At 40.0% G+C, this 19104-nt stretch carries 17 protein-coding genes; 14 read left to right on the top strand and 3 right to left on the bottom strand.

Going from position 1 to position 19104, the window contains the following annotated elements:
* Positions 1-199 precede the first annotated feature (199 nt).
* From pyrR to carB, 4 genes are all read left to right on the top strand, one after another.
* On the top strand, positions 200-721 hold the full coding sequence (gene pyrR / locus N8M16_RS02155) for a bifunctional pyr operon transcriptional regulator/uracil phosphoribosyltransferase PyrR (protein WP_000644747.1): 522 nt from the start codon (positions 200-202) through the stop codon (positions 719-721).
* An 18-nt stretch (positions 722-739) separates the two neighbouring features.
* Positions 740-1663, top strand: a complete 924-nt coding sequence (locus N8M16_RS02150) for an aspartate carbamoyltransferase catalytic subunit (protein ID WP_033687097.1) — start codon at positions 740-742, stop codon at positions 1661-1663.
* A gap of 49 nt (positions 1664-1712) precedes the next feature.
* Positions 1713-2792, top strand: a complete 1080-nt coding sequence (locus N8M16_RS02145; protein ID WP_000166853.1) for a carbamoyl phosphate synthase small subunit — start codon at positions 1713-1715, stop codon at positions 2790-2792.
* A gap of 200 nt (positions 2793-2992) precedes the next feature.
* Positions 2993-6169, top strand: coding sequence for a carbamoyl-phosphate synthase large subunit (carB, locus tag N8M16_RS02140; protein ID WP_084929977.1), 3177 nt, complete (start codon positions 2993-2995; stop codon positions 6167-6169).
* Between the two features lie 69 nt (positions 6170-6238).
* Here carB and N8M16_RS02135 read toward each other — a convergent pair whose 3' ends face one another.
* Genes N8M16_RS02135 through tacF form a run of 3 tightly spaced genes read right to left on the bottom strand, consistent with a single transcriptional unit; the run spans position 6239 to position 9350 of the window.
* Positions 6239-7048, bottom strand: a complete 810-nt coding sequence (locus N8M16_RS02135; protein WP_261056325.1) for a LicD family protein — start codon at positions 7046-7048, stop codon at positions 6239-6241.
* A 1-nt stretch (position 7049) separates the two neighbouring features.
* Complete coding sequence (locus N8M16_RS02130) at positions 7050-7853, bottom strand: LicD family protein (protein WP_261069562.1); 804 nt, start codon at positions 7851-7853, stop codon at positions 7050-7052.
* 9 nt (positions 7854-7862) lie between these two features.
* Positions 7863-9350, bottom strand: coding sequence for a type IV teichoic acid flippase TacF (tacF, locus tag N8M16_RS02125; protein ID WP_261069561.1), 1488 nt, complete (start codon positions 9348-9350; stop codon positions 7863-7865).
* Positions 9351-9789: 439 nt separating this feature from the next.
* Here tacF and N8M16_RS02120 point away from each other — a divergent pair, with 439 nt between their 5' ends.
* From N8M16_RS02120 to N8M16_RS02075, 10 genes are all read left to right on the top strand, one after another.
* Entirely contained in the window at positions 9790-10497 is a 708-nt protein-coding gene (locus N8M16_RS02120; RefSeq protein WP_000638495.1) for an IspD/TarI family cytidylyltransferase, read from the top strand.
* Positions 10498-10501: 4 nt separating this feature from the next.
* A complete protein-coding gene (locus N8M16_RS02115) occupies positions 10502-11524 on the top strand; it encodes a ribitol-5-phosphate dehydrogenase (RefSeq protein WP_000609877.1) in 1023 nt (340 codons plus the stop codon).
* Positions 11525-11540: 16 nt separating this feature from the next.
* Positions 11541-12410, top strand: a complete 870-nt coding sequence (gene licA / locus N8M16_RS02110) for a choline kinase LicA (protein ID WP_261069560.1) — start codon at positions 11541-11543, stop codon at positions 12408-12410.
* Entirely contained in the window at positions 12400-13278 is an 879-nt protein-coding gene (locus tag N8M16_RS02105) for a DMT family transporter (RefSeq protein WP_000791831.1), read from the top strand. Before licA ends, N8M16_RS02105 begins: the two co-directional genes overlap by 11 nt.
* Positions 13279-13289: 11 nt before the next feature.
* A complete protein-coding gene (locus N8M16_RS02100) occupies positions 13290-13979 on the top strand; it encodes a CTP--phosphocholine cytidylyltransferase (RefSeq protein ID WP_020902399.1) in 690 nt (229 codons plus the stop codon).
* An 87-nt stretch (positions 13980-14066) separates the two neighbouring features.
* Entirely contained in the window at positions 14067-14915 is an 849-nt protein-coding gene (gene dprA / locus N8M16_RS02095; RefSeq protein ID WP_261069559.1) for a DNA-processing protein DprA, read from the top strand.
* A gap of 117 nt (positions 14916-15032) precedes the next feature.
* Complete coding sequence (gene topA / locus N8M16_RS02090; RefSeq protein ID WP_261069558.1) at positions 15033-17120, top strand: type I DNA topoisomerase; 2088 nt, start codon at positions 15033-15035, stop codon at positions 17118-17120.
* Positions 17121-17224: 104 nt separating this feature from the next.
* Positions 17225-17584, top strand: a complete 360-nt coding sequence (locus tag N8M16_RS02085) for a YbaN family protein (RefSeq protein WP_261069557.1) — start codon at positions 17225-17227, stop codon at positions 17582-17584.
* A gap of 91 nt (positions 17585-17675) precedes the next feature.
* The gene (locus tag N8M16_RS02080) at positions 17676-18308 is read left to right on the top strand and encodes a copper homeostasis protein CutC (protein ID WP_261069556.1); all 633 of its coding nucleotides are present in this window, start codon (positions 17676-17678) and stop codon (positions 18306-18308) included.
* 43 nt (positions 18309-18351) lie between these two features.
* Entirely contained in the window at positions 18352-19008 is a 657-nt protein-coding gene (locus tag N8M16_RS02075) for an MmcQ/YjbR family DNA-binding protein (RefSeq protein WP_261069555.1), read from the top strand.
* Positions 19009-19104 lie beyond the last annotated feature (96 nt).

Raw genomic sequence — 19104 nt, 5'->3', positions numbered from 1 at the left:
AAAAGTTTTTGCTTGATTTTAGGCTCGCTTTGTGCTATAGTAATTGATAATTAAATATTCCTTTAAACCTGTCCCGTGAGGCAGGCAAGGAGCGCGATAAAGTAGAAGGGTGAAGTCTATACTGTTTGCAGTAGGGCTTGCTTGGCTATACATTTCAAGTCTCCTTGTTTAAGGAGACTTTTCTTTTTGGAGGTTTGTCATGAAGGCAAAAGAAGTTGTAGACGAATTGACCGTCAAACGAGCGATTACGCGTATTACTTATGAGATTATCGAACGCAACAAAGATTTGAATAAAATCGTCTTGGCTGGTATTAAAACTCGTGGTGTCTTTATCGCCCACCGTATCCAAGAACGTTTGGAGCAGCTAGAAAATCTTTCAGTTCCTGTTGTGGAATTGGATACTAAACCTTTCCGTGATGATGTTAAAAGTGGAGAAGATACTTCTTTGGTTTCTGTCGATGTGACAGACCGCGAAGTTATCTTGGTGGATGATGTGCTCTATACAGGTCGAACCATCCGTGCTGCTATTGATAATATTGTAGGTCATGGTCGTCCTGCGCGCGTGAGTTTAGCAGTTCTAGTCGATCGTGGACATAGAGAATTGCCAATCCGTCCAGATTACGTTGGAAAAAATATTCCAACTAGTCGTTCTGAAGAAATCATCGTAGAGATGGCAGAACTTGATGGCCAAGACAGAGTTCTGATTACTGAAGAAGCTTAGAAAGCTAAAGGAGTAGCCATGTCAGAAAATCAACAAGCATTGAACCATGTGGTGTCCATGGAAGACCTCACTGTCGATCAAGTCATGAAATTGATCAAGCGAGGAATTGAGTTTAAAAACGGAGCTCAGCTTCCTTATGAAGACCATCCGATTGTTTCCAATCTTTTCTTTGAGGATTCTACACGGACGCATAAGTCCTTTGAAGTTGCAGAGATTAAACTGGGATTGGAGCGACTTGACTTTGATGTGAAGACTAGTTCGGTCAATAAGGGTGAAACACTTTATGATACTATCCTGACCCTATCTGCACTAGGAGTGGATGTCTGTGTGATTCGCCACCCAGAGGTTGACTACTACAGAGAGTTGATTGCTAGTCCCACGATTACGACTTCCATCATCAATGGTGGAGATGGTTCGGGCCAACACCCTAGCCAGAGCTTGCTTGATTTGATGACTATTTATGAGGAATTTGGTCACTTTGAGGGTCTTAAGGTTGCGATTGCAGGTGACTTGGACCACTCACGCGTTGCCAAATCCAATATGCAGATTTTGAAACGCTTGGGAGCTGAACTGTTCTTTGCAGGACCTGAGGAATGGAGAAGTCAAGAGTTTGCAGACTATGGGCAGTTTGTAACTATTGATGAAATTATTGATCAGGTGGATGTCATGATGTTTCTCCGTGTGCAACATGAACGCCATGATAGTGGAGCTGTCTTTTCCAAAGAAGACTACCATGCCCAACATGGCTTGACTCAAGAACGTTATGATCGCTTGAAAGAAACAGCAATCCTCATGCACCCAGCCCCAGTCAACCGTGATGTAGAAATCGCAGACCACTTGGTTGAAGCACCAAAATCACGGATTGTCCAACAAATGACCAATGGTGTCTTTGTTCGAATGGCAATCTTAGAATCCGTACTGGCGAGTAGAAACGCCAACTAAAACACAAGACGTTAAAAGACGCCAGTGAGCGTCCACGAGAGGTGAAAATATGACAAAAAGACTTCTAGTATTAGAAGATGGCACAGTTTTTGAAGGCAAGGCCTTCGGAGCAGATATTGATGTAACAGGCGAAATCGTCTTTAATACAGGTATGACCGGCTACCAAGAATCCATTACAGACCAGTCTTATAATGGACAAATCTTGACCTTTACTTATCCTTTGGTGGGAAATTATGGAATTAATCGTGATGATTACGAATCCATCATTCCAACTTGTAAAGGAGTCGTTGTTTTTGAAGAAGCGCGTAGAGCAAGTAACTGGCGTAATCAAATGACCTTGGATGAATTTTTGAAAGCCAAGAAAATTCCTGGTATTTCAGGAATTGATACGCGTGCCCTCACCAAGATTATCCGTAAGCATGGTACTATGCGTGCAACCTTGACCCATGTTGGGGACAGCATGGATCATGTGACGGACCAGCTCCAAGCGACAGTCTTGCCGACAGACAATATCAAGCAGGTTTCTACTAAAACTTCCTATCCAGCTCCAGGAGTTGGTTTGAGTGTTGTCTTGGTGGACTTTGGTCTCAAGCATTCAATTTTACGTGAACTTTCTAAACGCAACTGTAATGTGACGGTTGTTCCGTATTCGACAACGGCTGAAGAAATTCTCCATCTCAATCCTGACGGAGTGATGTTGTCAAACGGTCCAGGTAACCCAGAAGATGTTCCACAGGCACTGGATATGATTCGTGGTGTGCAAGGAAAAATTCCAATCTTTGGTATCTGTATGGGGCACCAACTCTTTGCAATGGCAAATGGTGCTAAGACCTACAAGATGAAGTTTGGTCACCGTGGATTTAACCATGCGGTACGTGAAATTGCTACAGGACGTGTGGATTTTACAAGTCAAAACCATGGTTATGCAGTTAGCCGTGAGGATTTGCCAGAGCATTTGATCATTACCCACGAAGAAATCAATGACAAGTCAGTTGAAGGTGTGCGTCACAGATACCAACCTGCTTTCTCTGTTCAATACCATCCAGACGCAGCCCCTGGTCCACACGACGCTAGCTACCTATTTGATGAGTTTATCGAGATGATGGAAGCTTTTAAACAATCAAACTAAGAACGAGTAAAAGCTCGTCGGAGAATTTATTTAATGGCAACCTGAGAGTTGCCGAATAGAAAGGAGAAGATACATTGTTCGCGGAAGTGAACACGCCCTAAGAACTGTGTGAAAAAGATAAACATCGTCTTGACGCTGAAGGCGTCTGCACCGAGTTTCCTATTTTCGCTGTGTTCTTTACGGGCTTTGTATCATAAACTATGCCTAAACGTACTGATATTCAAAAAATTATGGTGATTGGTTCTGGTCCGATTATTATTGGTCAAGCTGCTGAGTTTGACTACGCTGGGACCCAGGCTTGCTTGTCTTTGAAAGAGGAAGGTTATGAGGTTGTTTTGGTTAACTCAAATCCTGCAACTATCATGACGGACAAGGAAATTGCTGATAAGGTTTATATTGAACCGATTACACTTGAGTTTGTGACACGAATTCTTCGCAAGGAACGTCCAGATGCCTTGCTACCAACACTCGGTGGTCAGACAGGTCTCAACATGGCCATGGAATTATCTAAAAATGGTATCCTTGATGAGCTTGGTGTTGAACTTCTGGGAACTAAATTATCTGCTATTGACCAAGCGGAGGATCGTGACCTCTTTAAACAATTGATGGAAGAATTGGAACAACCCATTCCAGAATCTGAAATTGTAAACACTGTTGAAGAAGCTGTTGCCTTTGCAGCAACAATTGGCTACCCAGTCATCGTTCGTCCAGCCTTTACACTTGGTGGTACTGGTGGTGGAATGTGTGCTAATGAGGAAGAATTGCGTGAAATCGCTGAAAATGGATTGAAATTGTCACCTGTGACCCAATGTTTGATTGAACGTTCGATTGCAGGTTTCAAGGAAATCGAATACGAAGTTATGCGTGACTCAGCTGACAATGCTTTGGTTGTTTGTAACATGGAAAACTTTGACCCAGTTGGGATTCATACAGGAGATTCCATTGTATTTGCCCCTGCTCAAACCATGTCAGACTATGAAAACCAAATGCTTCGTGACGCTAGCTTGAGCATTATTCGTGCCCTCAAGATTGAAGGTGGATGTAACGTTCAGTTGGCCCTTGACCCACACAGCTTCAAGTACTATGTCATTGAAGTAAACCCTCGTGTATCGCGTTCTTCAGCCCTTGCTTCAAAGGCGACAGGTTACCCAATTGCCAAATTGGCTGCTAAGATTGCCGTAGGTTTGACCTTAGATGAGGTGATCAACCCAGTTACAGGTTCAACCTATGCCATGTTTGAGCCAGCCCTTGACTATGTGGTTGCCAAGATTCCGCGTTTCCCATTTGACAAGTTTGAAAAGGGTGAGCGCCGTCTTGGTACCCAGATGAAGGCGACTGGGGAAGTAATGGCGATTGGTCGTAACATCGAGGAATCTCTCCTTAAAGCTTGTCGCTCCCTTGAAATTGGTGTGCACCACAATGAAATGCCTGAACTTGCAGCGGTTTCGGATGATGCCTTGATTGAAAAAGTTGTCAAAGCCCAGGATGACCGTCTCTTCTATGTGTCAGAAGCTATTCGCCGTGGTTACACACCAGAAGAAATTGCTGAATTGACTAAGATTGATATCTTCTATCTGGATAAACTCTTGCATATCTTTGAAATTGAGCAAGAATTAGGTGCCCATCCACAAGATCTAGAAGTCTTGAAAACAGCAAAACTAAATGGTTTCTCAGACCGTAAGATTGCTGAACTATGGGAAACGACAGCTGACCAAGTTCGCCAGCTTCGTTTGGAAAGCAAGATTGTTCCAGTTTATAAGATGGTAGATACTTGTGCGGCAGAATTTGACTCTGAAACACCATACTTCTATTCAACCTATGGTTGGGAAAACGAGTCTATCAAGTCTGATAAGGAATCTGTACTTGTCCTAGGTTCTGGTCCAATCCGTATCGGTCAAGGGGTCGAGTTTGACTATGCAACGGTTCACTCTGTTAAGGCTATCCAAGCTGCTGGCTACGAAGCTATCATCATGAACTCAAATCCAGAGACCGTATCTACAGACTTCTCGGTATCTGATAAACTCTACTTTGAACCATTGACTTTTGAAGATGTGATGAACGTCATCGACTTGGAGCAACCAAAGGGTGTTATCGTTCAGTTCGGTGGTCAAACAGCCATCAACCTTGCGGAGCCATTGGCGAAAGCAGGTGTGACCATCCTTGGGACACAGGTTGCTGACCTAGACCGAGCTGAGGACCGTGACCTCTTTGAGCAAGCTCTTAAAGATTTGGATATTCCACAGCCACCAGGACAAACGGCTACCAATGAAGAAGAAGCAGTTCTTGCAGCTCGAAAGATTGGCTTCCCAGTTCTTGTCCGTCCATCTTATGTACTTGGTGGACGTGCTATGGAAATCGTTGAAAACGAAGAAGACCTTCGTTCTTACATGCGCACAGCGGTTAAGGCTAGTCCTGACCATCCAGTCCTTGTAGACTCTTATATCGTTGGACAAGAGTGTGAAGTTGATGCCATTTCAGACGGAGAAAATGTCCTTATCCCTGGTATCATGGAGCATATCGAACGTGCTGGTGTCCACTCAGGTGACTCAATGGCCGTTTACCCACCACAAACCTTGTCGCAAAAGGTTCAGGAAACTATAGCAGACTATACGAAACGTCTAGCAATCGGCCTTAATTGCCTTGGAATGATGAACATCCAGTTTGTTATCAAGGATGAAAAAGTCTACGTTATTGAGGTCAATCCACGTGCCAGCCGTACGGTTCCATTCCTTTCTAAAGTGACCAATATCCCTATGGCTCAAGTAGCAACCAAGCTCATTCTTGGTCAAAAACTTGAAGAACTTGGCTACCAAGATGGACTTTACCCTGAAAGTACCCGCGTTCATATCAAGGCACCTGTCTTCTCCTTTACCAAACTAGCTAAGGTAGACAGCTTACTTGGTCCTGAAATGAAGTCAACAGGGGAAGTTATGGGTTCTGATACGACTTTGGAAAAAGCTCTCTATAAGGCCTTTGAAGCTTCTTACTTACACTTGCCAACTTTTGGTAACGTTGTATTTACCATCGCTGATGATGCCAAAGAAGAAGCCTTGGACTTGGCTTGTCGTTTCCAAAATATTGGCTATGGAATCCTCGCGACAGAAGGGACAGCAGCCTTCTTTGCCAGTCATGGATTGCAAGCCCAACCTGTTGGTAAGATTGGTGATGACGATAAGGATATTCCAAGTTTTGTTCGCAAAGGAAGAATTCAAGCTATCATTAATACAGTTGGAACAAAACGAACTGCTGACGAAGATGGAGAGCAAATTCGCCGTTCAGCTATTGAACACGGAGTGCCCCTCTTCACAGCCCTAGATACAGCTAACGCCATGCTCAAAGTATTGGAAAGCCGTAGTTTTGTCACAGAAGCGATTTAAATAGAAAAAAGAGAAGGTATAACGATCTTCTCTTTTTTGTTATATTTTTTCTTGTAAACTACTGCTTAATCAGCTTTTGCGATAAGCTTTAATACTGTGGCTATACCACTCTTGCATTTCTTTTGATGGTGGTGTCATATAATCCCCATACATCTGGGTTAAAAATTGATCATATTTTTTAGGGACGGGCAGCATACGGCCTTCAAACTCAGTTAAGATGAGTTCTTTAAAGGTATCAACTGGGAAGACTTCTTTCATACCTTCCTTACCAATCCCAATTCCTCCTTCATATTGAGGAGTGTTGGTTGCAGCATTTTTGACTAGCTGATCAATTTTCTTGTAAAAGTAACGGGGATTGACCACTCGGAGGGCGTACCAGCTACATAATCTTAGAAAATCTTTTAATTTGCTATCACCGTGAACTGCGCGTGATTTTTTGATATAAGCTAGTTGACGAAGGGCTACATACTTATAACTCTTGTCTACAATGCTCAAGTCTGTAAAGCGATCAATTGGGAAGACATCGATAAAGAGACTGGTGTCATGACGCTTGTACTTAACATGGTCTTCGATAACAGTAGAAGTATCCAAAATCGATGCGAAATTATGGAAGTACCAAGAAGAAGTGTCGTAGGAAAGAACCTTGTAGCGAGGGTGATTTTCTTCTTCAATAATCTTCAGTAAACGCTCATAATCCTCACGATAAAGGGAAATATCAATATCATCGTCCCAGGGAATCATACCTTTGTGGCGGATAGCTCCAAGCATGGTTCCATAACTTAGAAAATAAGGAATATCATGTTTCTTACAAGTCTCATCAATATAGTCTAGCAGGGCTAGTTGAATTTCTTTAATTTCTTCTTTTTCTAAATATTGCATCCTAATCCTCCAATTTATAAGCGTGAAATTCATGACTGTAGAAGCGTTTTTCTTCTGGTGGTAGGGTCATATAATCTCCATAAAATTGTGTCAAAATAGTTTCAAATTTTTCAGGTGCTGGAAGGCTTAAATTTTCAAAGGGAAGATTGATTGTTTTATCGAAGGTACCACTTGGGAAGACTTCCTTTTCCTTAAATTTAGAAGGGATAAAAGCCATATACTGCCCATCCTTACGACTATATTTTTGAATTTCTTTCTCGATTTTATGTGCGAAATAACGAGGAGAAACAGGTCGAAGGAGTAACCAGAATGCTGTTCGTATCCAATCTTTTAAAAGGCTATCTTTATAGACAATATTTTTGTGTTTACTGAAAGACAGAAGTTTGAAGCTTTCCAGTTTATAACAAGTATCAATGACCTTAGGATCATCAAAGCGATCCATAGGGAAAATATCGATAAAAACACCTGACTCATATGTTTTTGTATTCCGAGTATCAATAATTTTGGTCGTACTGTCAGTTATTTTGATAAAGTTGTTAAAGTAGTTCTTATCAGTTTCTAAGGAAAGGAGCTTATATTTGCTTTTCTCCTTTTGAAAAATGTTTATAAATCGTTGGTAGTCTTCTCGAGGCATGGACAGATCAATATCGTCGTCCCAAGGAATAAAGCCCTCATGTCGAACCGCCCCAATCAGAGTACCGTAGTTAATAATATAGTTGATATTGTGCTTTTTACAGAGAATATCAATATAATCCAAAATTTCTAATTCAATTTGTTTGGCATCTTCAATGGTTAGTTGTTTCATTCTATACTCCTAAGATTTTTTGAATTTATTTTTTAAGGCTAGGACATGGTTTAAAAATTCATAGAAAATGCTATCTTTTGTGAAGGCAAGTAGACCAATATAAGAGATGGCTGATAGCAAGACAATCAAACCAGTATTAATCAAAAATGGCAAATTAATGACCATATCCACGGGATACAAGAAATTAATCAGGAAATAAATTCCTACAAAGGAAAGTGAAAAGAGCGAGTATCGAACAGTATAGCTAAAGATATGTCCTAAGTGGATGAGTTGTTTTCTATGGATGAAAATGATATAGAAAACAAGTAGAGAGGCCTCTGATAGCATAGTTGTCAGTAAGTAGTATTCAGGAGCCACGATATTGTTGAAAAAGAGGAGACTATTTAAGCCCAAATTGAGTAATCCTGCAAAGACTGTATAGACTGTGATTCGTTTTTCATAGCCATTTGTAAAGAGAATTTGGGAACCAAGAATGGTATCTAAGGCCAGGATAATCGTACGAAAAGCGAAGAGAGAGGTTAAGATACCACCTCCGATATATTTTTCACTACCGTAAAGTAGGATGGCATTTGGTCCTAAAACCATGAGTCCAAAACTCAGTGGAATGATAAAGAAGTTAAAGATTCGACTGCCTCTGTTAACAAGTGCGACATAGGCTTCCTTATCGCCTTTTCCTAGATAGTAACTGAGACGAGGCACACTCACTCCGATAGCTCCTGTTACAACACCAGCTATAACGGTCACAATTCGTTGAGCCATGGTATAGTAACTAACGTTGACATCAATCCCTGTTTTAACGAGGAAGAGACGATCCAAAAAAGTGAAGAGCATATTGGCATTTGCAAAGACCAACATGGCTGTCAGAGGGAGAAAGAGTGGTTTAAAATCACTTAGGTGAATCTTAACAAGTTTGATGTCTCTTTTAATCCAAAAATAACTAATCAGGTAGTTAATCAGCGCCGATAAACTCATCACAAGTGTATAAACAACAATATCGTGTTCATTCTTGACAAACAGGAAAATAGAGACCAGCATCAGGATACGGATGAAGGCAGTCTTGTAAAAGAGAAAACTGTAATTTTCCAGAGCTTCATTGACCCATTCGATTGAAAAAATCTGGGCAATGAGTTGAATCCCCATAACAAGGTAGACTTTTTTGACGATTGGATTATCTGTAAAGAAGAGAGGATAGGCTAGGATATAGACAGCGGTGGTCAAAATCGTACAAGCTATGCACAAATAAAAAAGACTAGAGAAGGTTCTATTCAGATCTTTTTTGTTATCCTTGACATTACTGATGGCCCGTAAACCGTAGTTATAGACCCCATAAGTCGCAAAGGGCAAGAAAAATGACAAAATAGTGTCAACTGAGTTGAAGTAACCATAGTCAGTTCGGTCCAAGACACGCGCGACGTAGGTACCAGTTAAGATGGGAAAAATAATATTCAAGACACGAATTCCCATATAAGATAGAGCATTTAATTTTATACTTTTCATTCAATTTACCTCGTTTTTCATTATATCATAAAGTCAGCTAATAAGAAATGAAGGGCAGTAATACTCTTCGAAAATCTCTTCAAACCACGTCAGCGTCGCCTTACCGTACTCAAGTACAGCTTACGGCTAGCTTCCTAGTTTGCTTTTTGATTTTCATTGAGTATAAGTCAAACAATCACTTTGAAGTTTCAAAGTTTGATTTTAAGCTTTCTTTAAGAAAACTATATTATTCTGAAGAACTCTAAAATTTCACAGCCATTTATAAGTAATGACTACAGAATTCCTAGTCACTACTAGAAATGGACTAGTTTCTATGAATAATAGAACTCCTTAATCCTTCTATTCTAGAACGGGAGGGCCGGTATTTCTTTCATGATAGGACTAGATTGTGGTATAATAGAGAGAATAAGTTTTTTTAGTAAGACAAAGGAGAAAATAGATGATTTATGCAGGAATTCTTGCTGGTGGAACTGGCACACGCATGGGAATCAGTAACTTGCCAAAACAATTTTTAGAGCTAGGTGATCGACCTATTTTGATTCATACAATTGAAAAATTTGTCTTGGAACCAAGTATTGAAAAAATTGTAGTTGGTGTTCATGGAGACTGGGTTTCTCATGCAGAAGATCTTGTAGATAAATATCTTCCTCTTCATAAGGAACGCATCATCATTACAAAGGGTGGTGCTGACCGCAATACAAGTATTGAGAAAATCATTGAAGCCATTGATGCTTATCGTCCGCTTACTCCAGAGGATATCGTTGTTACCCACGATTCTGTTCGTCCATTTATTACACTTCGCATGATTCAAGACAATATCCAACTTGCCCAAAATCATGACGCAGTGGACACAGTGGTAGAAGCGGTTGATACTATCGTTGAAAGTACCAATGGTCAATTCATTACAGATATTCCAAATCGTGCTCACCTTTATCAAGGACAAACACCTCAAACATTCCGTTGCAAGGACTTCATGGACCTTTATGGCTCTCTTTCTGCTGAAGAGAAGGAAATCTTGACAGATGCATGTAAAATCTTTGTGATCAAAGGAAAAGATGTGGCCTTAGCCAAAGGTGAATACTCAAATCTGAAGATTACAACCGTAACAGATTTGAAGATTGCAAAAAGTATGATTGAGAAAGACTAGTAAAATGATTAATCAAATTTATCAACTAACTAAGCCTAAGTTTATCAATGTCAAATACCAGGAAGAGGCTATTGATCAAGAGAATCATATCCTCATCCGCCCCAATTACATGGCTGTCTGTCATGCGGATCAGCGTTACTATCAAGGAAAACGTGACCCAAAGATTTTGAATAAAAAGCTTCCAATGGCAATGATTCACGAGTCATGTGGAACCGTTATTTCTGACCCGACGGGAACCTATGAGGTTGGGCAAAAAGTTGTCATGATTCCAAATCAGCCTCCTATGCAGAGTGATGAAGAATTCTATGAAAACTACATGACAGGGACTCATTTCTTGTCTAGTGGATTTGATGGCTTTATGAGAGAGTTTGTTTCTCTCCCTAAAGATCGTGTGGTGGCTTATGATGCTATTGAAGACACGGTTGCAGCCATTACAGAGTTTGTTAGTGTCGGCATGCATGCTATGAATCGTCTATTGACTCTTGCTCATAGCAAGCGGGACCGAATCGCCGTTATCGGAGATGGAAGTTTAGCTTTTGTGGTTGCCAATATTATCAACTATACTTTGCCAGAAGCAGAGATTGTGGTTATTGGTCGTCATTGGGAAAAGTTGGAACTCTTCTCTTTTGCCAAAGAATGCTATATCACTGATAATATTCCTGAAGATTTGGCCTTTGACCATGCTTTTGAGTGTTGTGGTGGTGATGGTACTGGACCAGCCATTAATGACTTGATTCGCTATATTCGTCCTCAGGGAACGATTCTCATGATGGGTGTTAGCGAGTATAAAGTCAATCTCAATACACGCGATGCCTTAGAAAAAGGCTTGCTCTTGGTTGGGTCCTCTCGTTCTGGTCGCATTGATTTTGAAAATGCAATCCAAATGATGGAAGTCAAGAAATTTGCCAATCGTCTTAAAAATATCCTTTATCTAGAAGAACCTGTAAGAGAAATTAAAGATATTCACCGTGTCTTTGCAACCGATTTAAACACAGCCTTTAAAACTGTGTTTAAGTGGGAAGTATAAGTGCTGGAGGTTAATTGTGGAGAAAATCATTAAAGAAAAAATTTCTTCCCTACTTAGTCAAGAAGAGGAAGTCCTCAGTGTTGAACAACTGGGGGGAATGACCAATCAAAACTATTTGGTCAAAACAACAAATAAGCAATACATTGTTAAATTCTTTGGTAAAGGGACAGAAAAGTTGATCAATCGTCAAGATGAAAAGTACAATCTTGAACTACTAAAGGATTTAGACTTAGATGTAAAAAATTATCTTTTTGATATTGAAGCTGGTATCAAAGTAAATGAGTATATCGAATCTGCGATTACGCTTGATTCAACGTCAATCAAGACTAAATTTGACAAAATTGCTCCAATATTACAAACCATTCATGCATCTGGTAAGGAATTAAGGGGAGAATTTGCTCCTTTTGAAGAAATCAAAAAATACGAATCCTTAATTGAAGAAAAAATCCCGTATGCTAACTATGAAGCAGTTCGAGAAGAAGTCTTCTCCTTAGAGAAAAGACTGGCTGACTTAGGTGTTGACAGAAAATCTTGTCACATCGATTTGGTGCCTGAAAACTTTATCGAATCACCTCAAGGACGTCTATATCTGATTGACTGGGAATATTCATCAATGAACGATCCAATGTGGGATTTGGCTGCCCTCTTTTTAGAGTCTGAATTCACTCCCCAAGAGGAAGAAGTCTTCTTGTCACATTATGAAAGTGACAAAACACCTGTCTCTCGAGAAAAGATTACTATTTATAAAATTTTACAAGATACTATTTGGAGTTTATGGACTGTCTATAAGGAAGAGCAAGGCGCAGATTTTGGTGACTATGGTGTAAGTCGTTACCAAAGAGCTGTTAAAGGTTTGTCACATTATGGAGGTTCAGATGAAAAATAAAAATGGAGTTTCTTTTGGTCTACTCTCAGGTATTTTCTGGGGGTTAGGTTTAACGATCAGTGCTTATATCTTTTCGATTTTTACAGATTTATCACCCTTTGTGGTAGCTGCTGCTCACGATTTCTTGAGTATCTTTATCTTACTAGCTTTTCTCTTGGTAAAAGAAGGAAAAGTTCGTCTCTCAATTTTCTTAAATATTCGCAATGTTAGTGTTATCATCGGAGCCTTATTAGCAGGCCCTATCGGTATGCAGGCCAATCTTTATGCAGTTAAGTATATTGGAAGTTCCTTAGCTTCATCGGTATCTGCTATCTACCCTGCAGTTTCAGTTTTATTGGCTTTCTTCTTTTTGAAGCACAAGATTTCAAAAAATACTGTGTTTGGGATTGTCTTGATTATTGCAGGGATTATTGCCCAGACCTATAAGGTTGAACAGGTCAATTCCTTCTATATTGGGATTCTCTGTGCTTTGGTTTGTGCTATTGCATGGGGAAGCGAAAGTGTTCTTAGCTCTTTTGCCATGGAAAGTGAATTGAGTGAAATCGAAGCACTCTTAATCCGCCAAGTGACTTCATTCTTGTCCTATCTTGTGATTGTGCTCTTCTCTCATCAGTCATTTGCAGAAGTAGCCAATGGGCAATTGCTAGGTCTTATGATTGTCTTTGCAGCTTTTGATATGATTTCCTACTTGGCTTATTATATCGCTATCAATCGCTTGCAACCAGCCAAGGCTACAGGCTTGAACGTGAGCTATGTAGTATGGACAGTCTTGTTTGCAGTTGTTTTCTTGGGTGCACCGCTAGATATGCTGACCATTATTACGTCACTTGTCGTCATTGCTGGAGTTTATATTATTATTAAAGAATAAAGGAGATTCGTGTGAAAGCCATCATCTTAGCAGCGGGCTTGGGAACTCGCTTGCGTCCTATGACTGAAAATACCCCTAAAGCCTTGGTTCAGGTTAATCAAAAACCTTTGATTGAATACCAAATTGAGTTTCTAAAAGAAAAAGGTATCCATGATATCATCATCATTGTTGGTTACCTTAAGGAACAATTTGATTACTTAAAAGAAAAATATGGTGTTCGCCTCGTTTTCAATGATAAATACGCTGACTACAATAACTTTTACTCTCTCTATCTTGTAAAAGAAGAATTAGCTAACAGTTACGTTATCGATGCCGATAATTATCTCTTTAAAAATATGTTCCGTAATGATTTGACTCGTTCGACTTATTTTAGTGTCTATCGTGAAGATTGTACCAACGAATGGTTCTTGGTTTATGGAGATGACTACAAGGTTCAAGACATTATTGTTGATAGCAAAGCTGGTCGTATCCTGAGTGGTGTATCCTTCTGGGATGCTCCAACTGCAGAAAAGATTGTCAGCTTTATCGACAAGGCTTATGCAAGTGGTGAATTTGTTGACCTCTATTGGGATAATATGGTTAAGGATAATATCAAAGAACTAGATGTCTATGTTGAAGAATTAGAAGGCAACAGCATCTATGAGATCGATAGTGTCCAAGACTATCATAAATTAGAAGAAATTCTTAAAAACGAAAATTAAAGATTTCAACATCTGGCTAAAATAGTCGGATGTTTTTTTGATTTTTTACGAATAAATAGATGAGTAGAAAAAGAAATGGAGATATTTATGAAAATCACAAACTATGAAATCTATAAGTTAAAAAAATCAGGTTTGACCAATCAACAGATTTTGACAGTCCTAGAATACGCTGAAAATATTGATCAGGAGCTTTTGTTAGGTGATATTGCAGATATATCAGGTTGCAGAAATCCAGCTGTTTTTATGGAACGTTATTTTCAGATAGACGATGCTCATTTGGAGAAGGAGTTTAAAAAATTTCCTTCTTTCTCTATTTTAGACGACTGTTACCCTTGGGATTTAAGTGAAATATACGATGCGCCTGTACTTTTATTTTACAAGGGAAATCTTGACCTCTTAAAATTTCCTAAGGTAGCGGTTGTGGGTAGTCGTGCTTGTAGTAAACAGGGCGCTAAGTCAGTTGAAAAAGTCATTCAAGGCTTGGAAAATGAACTGGTTATCGTCAGTGGATTAGCCAAGGGCATTGACACAGCAGCTCATATGGCAGCCCTGCAGAATGGCGGAAAAACCATTGCAGTGATTGGGACAGGTCTGGATGTGTTTTATCCTAAAGCCAATAAGCGTTTGCAAGATTACATCGGCAATGATCATCTGGTTCTAAGTGAATATGGACCTGGCGAACAACCTCTGAAATTTCATTTTCCTGCCCGTAATCGCATTATTGCTGGACTTTGCCGTGGTGTGATTGTAGCAGAGGCTAAGATGCGTTCAGGTAGTCTCATTACCTGTGAGCGAGCAATGGAAGAAGGGCGAGATGTCTTTGCTATTCCTGGTAGCATTTTAGATGGCCAATCAGACGGTTGCCATCATTTGATTCAAGAAGGAGCAAAATTGGTCACCAGTGGGCAGGATGTTCTTGCGGAATTTGAATTTTAAGACAAAATTTTTCTTTCTTAAACAACTTTTCTTCTATATATAGGAGCTAAGTCTTGACAGTTATGGCAAAATGGTTTACACTTTATAAAGTTTATTACTTTGAAAAGGTGTGATACTGTGGCTACGGCAACAAAAAAGAAAAAATCAACAGTTAAAAAAAATTTAGTAATCGTGGAGTCACCTGCTAAGGCCAAGACGATTGAAAAATATCTCGGCAGAAACTATAAGGTTTTAGCCAGTGTCGGGCATATCCGTGATTTGAAGAAATCCAGTATGTCCGTTGATATTGAAAATAATTATGAACCGCAATATATCAATATCCGAGGAAAAGGACCTCTCATCAATGACTTGAAAAAAGAAGCTAAAAAAGCTAATAAAGTCTTTCTGGCGAGTGACCCGGACCGCGAAGGAGAAGCGATTTCTTGGCATTTGGCTCATATTCTCAACTTGGATGAGAATGATGCCAACCGTGTGGTCTTCAACGAAATCACCAAGGATGCGGTAAAAAATGCTTTTAAAGAACCACGCAAGATTGATATGGACTTGGTCGATGCCCAACAGGCTCGTCGTGTTTTGGATCGCTTGGTAGGCTATTCGATTTCGCCTATTTTGTGGAAGAAGGTTAAGAAGGGCTTGTCAGCAGGTCGTGTTCAGTCTATTGCGCTTAAGCTAATCATTGATCGTGAGAATGAAATCAACGCCTTCCAGCCAGAAGAATATTGGACAATTGATGGTGTCTTCAAAAAGGGAACCAAGCAATTTCAGGCTTCCTTCTATGGAGTAGATGGCAAAAAGTTGAAACTGACTAGTAATGATGAGGTCAAGGAAGTCTTGTCTCGTCTGACGAGTAAAGATTTTTCAGTGGATCAGGTAGATAAGAAAGAGCGCAAACGCAATGCTCCTTTACCCTATACCACTTCATCTATGCAGATGGATGCTGCCAATAAAATCAATTTCCGTACTCGAAAAACCATGATGGTTGCCCAACAGCTCTATGAAGGAATTAATATCGGTTCTGGTGTTCAAGGTTTGATTACCTATATGCGTACCGATTCAACTCGTATTAGTCCTGTAGCGCAAAATGAAGCAGCAAGCTTCATTACGGACCGTTTTGGTAGCAAGTATTCTAAGCATGGTAGCAAGGTTAAAAATGCTTCTGGAGCTCAGGATGCCCACGAGGCTATTCGCCCGTCTAGCGTCTTTAATACACCTGAAAGTATTGCTAAGTATTTGGACAAGGATCAGCTCAAGCTTTATACTCTTATCTGGAATCGTTTTGTGGCTAGCCAGATGACAGCTGCTGTTTTTGATACTATGGCTGTTAAATTGTCTCAAAATGGGGTTCAATTTGCTGCCAATGGTAGTCAAGTTAAGTTTGATGGTTATCTTGCCATTTATAATGATTCTGATAAGAATAAAATGTTACCAGATATGGCTGTTGGAGATGTGGTGAAACAGGTCAATAGCAAACCAGAGCAACATTTCACACAACCGCCTGCTCGCTATTCTGAAGCGACCTTGATCAAGACCTTGGAGGAAAATGGGGTTGGACGTCCATCAACCTATGCACCAACCATTGAAACCATTCAGAAACGTTACTATGTTCGCCTTGCAGCCAAACGTTTTGAACCGACAGAGTTGGGAGAAATTGTCAATAAACTCATTGTTGAATATTTCCCAGATATCGTAAACGTGACCTTTACAGCTGAAATGGAAGGCAAACTAGATGATGTCGAAGTTGGAAAAGAGCAGTGGCAACGTGTTATTGATGCCTTTTACAAACCATTCTCTAAAGAAGTGGCCAAGGCTGAAGAAGAAATGGAAAAAATCCAAATCAAGGATGAACCAGCTGGATTTGACTGTGAAGTCTGTGGCAGTCCAATGGTCATTAAACTTGGTCGTTTTGGTAAGTTCTACGCTTGTAGCAATTTCCCAGATTGTCGTCATACCCAAGCAATCGTGAAAGAAATCGGTGTTGAGTGTCCAAGTTGTCATCAGGGACAAATCATTGAACGTAAAACCAAGCGTAACCGCCTCTTCTATGGTTGCAATCGCTATCCAGACTGTGAATTTACTTCTTGGGACAAGCCTGTTGGTCGTGACTGTCCAAAATGTGGCAACTTCCTCATGGAGAAAAAAGTTCGTGGTGGTGGCAAGCAGGTTGTTTGTAGCAATGGCGACTATGAAGAAGAAAAGATTAAATAAGTGGAGAGTCCTGAAAGTGTATTTCAGGCTCTTTTGATTAGAATTTGACAAAATTCATCATTGTATGCGAAACTAGAAGAAGATTATTTTAACTAGGAGAAGTTATGCGTATTATTTATCTTATTATTGGTTTTTTATCACTAGCTTTGGCTATTGTTGGAGTTGTCTTGCCCTTGTTGCCCACAACACCTTTCCTTTTGCTGTCTATCGCTTGTTTCTCTAGAAGTTCCAAGCGCTTCGAAGATTGGTTGTATCATACCAAGCTTTACCAAGCATATGTAGCTGATTTTCGCGAGACTAAGTCTATTACGCGTGAACGTAAGAAAAAAATCATTGTTTCTATCTACATCTTGATGGGAATTTCCATTTATTTTGCACCTCTTTTACCAGTCAAAATCGGTCTGGGAGCTTTGACCATCTTTATCACTTATTATCTCTTCAAGGTCATTCCAGACAAAGAATAAAAAAATAGTAGCAATTTTCCTTGATATAAATGAAAGCATATTCACAACAATATGATATAATAAATTCAAAGTAATCTTCAAGGAGAATCAAATGATTTACGAATTTTGTGCTGAAAATGTGACCTTGCTTGAAAAAGCGATGCAGGCTGGAGCTCGAAGGATTGAACTTTGTGACAATCTAGCAGTTGGTGGGACAACACCCAGCTACGGAGTGACCAAGGCAGCAGTTGAATTGGCAACCAACTACGATACGACCATCATGACCATGATTCGTCCCCGTGGTGGCGACTTTGTCTATAATGACCTAGAAATTGCTATCATGCTAGAAGATATTCGGTTGACTGCTCAGGCTGGAAGTCAAGGGGTTGTATTTGGGGGGTTAACTGCTGATAAGAAGTTGGATAAGCCTAATCTTGAGAAGTTGATAGCTGCGTCAAAAGGAATGGAAATTGTCTTCCACATGGCCTTTGATGAATTGAGCGATGAAGATCAATTGGAAGCTATTGACTGGCTCAGCCAAGCTGGAGTCACTCGAATCCTGACTCGCGCTGGTGTATCTGGTGACTCTCTAGACAAACGTTTTGCTCACTATCACAGAATTTTGGAGCACGCTAAAGATAAAATTGAAATTCTACCAGGTGGGGGGATTGACCTTGACAACCGTCAAACCTTTATTGACCAGCTGGGCGTGACACAATTGCATGGAACCAAGGTTGTCTTTTAAAAAATAGAAAGGAACTGCTAGCTTTTGGTAGCAGTTTTCACTTATGTTTGAAATTTTTAAATCCTATCAGTTTAATCAAGAAAAGGCTCGTGCCTATGGTTTTGTAAAAAATGGGGAAGTCTGGACCTATGGTTGCCAGATTTTGCAAGGTGACTTTGTCATGACAGTCTCCATCACTGCTGATAATGTGAGTTTTCAAGTCTTTGACCAGGAGACTGGTGACCTCTATCCTCAAGTTCATATGCAAAGTATGACAGGAAGTTTTGTTACAAGTGTCCGTGAGGCTTGTCTGGAGATTCTTCACCAGATTCGGAAGGCTTGTTTTGAGGTACAGGATTTTATCTGTCCTCAGACTAAACGAATCATGATTCAAGTTCAGGAAAAGTATGGTAATCAGTTGGAGTATTTGTGGGAGAAATCACCTGATACGGCAGTGTTAAGACATGAAGGCAATAAAAAGTGGTATGCCGTCTTGATGAAAATCTCTTGGGATAAGCTGGAAAAGGGCAGAGAGGGACAAATGGAAGCAGTCAACCTCAAACATGACCAAGTAGCTGACTTACTTTCAAAAAAGGGCATTTATCCAGCTTTTCATATGAATAAACGCTACTGGATTAGTGTGACGCTTGATGATACTTTATCAGATGAAGAAGTACTGGAATTGATAGAAAAAAGTTGGAACTTGACTACTAAAAAATGAAACATTTCAAGGATTTTCAATTAGCAAAATATTCTCTACTGAAGAAATTTTCAGAAAATATTGGATTTTTTCTTGACAAGTACTTTTGCCTATGCT

The sequence above is a fragment of the Streptococcus mitis genome, assembly GCF_946188375.1.
GTDB lineage: Bacteria > Bacillota > Bacilli > Lactobacillales > Streptococcaceae > Streptococcus > Streptococcus mitis_CX.
The sequence above is the reverse complement of the archived record's forward strand: the minus strand, read 5'-3'. Positions and strand labels throughout refer to the sequence as shown.

Bases quoted from the DNA above. Each gene is read 5' to 3' on its own strand.
- pyrR (WP_000644747.1), top strand. From the start codon at position 200: ATGAAGGCAAAAGAAGTTGTAGACGAATTGACCGTCAAACGAGCGATT.
- N8M16_RS02150 (WP_033687097.1), top strand. From the start codon at position 740: ATGTCAGAAAATCAACAAGCATTGAACCATGTGGTGTCCATGGAAGAC.
- N8M16_RS02145 (WP_000166853.1), top strand. From the start codon at position 1,713: ATGACAAAAAGACTTCTAGTATTAGAAGATGGCACAGTTTTTGAAGGC.
- carB (WP_084929977.1), top strand. From the start codon at position 2,993: ATGCCTAAACGTACTGATATTCAAAAAATTATGGTGATTGGTTCTGGT.
- N8M16_RS02135 (WP_261056325.1), bottom strand. From the start codon at position 7,048: ATGCAATATTTAGAAAAAGAAGAAATTAAAGAAATTCAACTAGCCCTG.
- N8M16_RS02130 (WP_261069562.1), bottom strand. From the start codon at position 7,853: ATGAAACAACTAACCATTGAAGATGCCAAACAAATTGAATTAGAAATT.
- tacF (WP_261069561.1), bottom strand. From the start codon at position 9,350: ATGAAAAGTATAAAATTAAATGCTCTATCTTATATGGGAATTCGTGTC.
- N8M16_RS02120 (WP_000638495.1), top strand. From the start codon at position 9,790: ATGATTTATGCAGGAATTCTTGCTGGTGGAACTGGCACACGCATGGGA.
- N8M16_RS02115 (WP_000609877.1), top strand. From the start codon at position 10,502: ATGATTAATCAAATTTATCAACTAACTAAGCCTAAGTTTATCAATGTC.
- N8M16_RS02105 (WP_000791831.1), top strand. From the start codon at position 12,400: ATGAAAAATAAAAATGGAGTTTCTTTTGGTCTACTCTCAGGTATTTTC.
- dprA (WP_261069559.1), top strand. From the start codon at position 14,067: ATGAAAATCACAAACTATGAAATCTATAAGTTAAAAAAATCAGGTTTG.
- N8M16_RS02085 (WP_261069557.1), top strand. From the start codon at position 17,225: ATGCGTATTATTTATCTTATTATTGGTTTTTTATCACTAGCTTTGGCT.
- N8M16_RS02080 (WP_261069556.1), top strand. From the start codon at position 17,676: ATGATTTACGAATTTTGTGCTGAAAATGTGACCTTGCTTGAAAAAGCG.
- N8M16_RS02075 (WP_261069555.1), top strand. From the start codon at position 18,352: ATGTTTGAAATTTTTAAATCCTATCAGTTTAATCAAGAAAAGGCTCGT.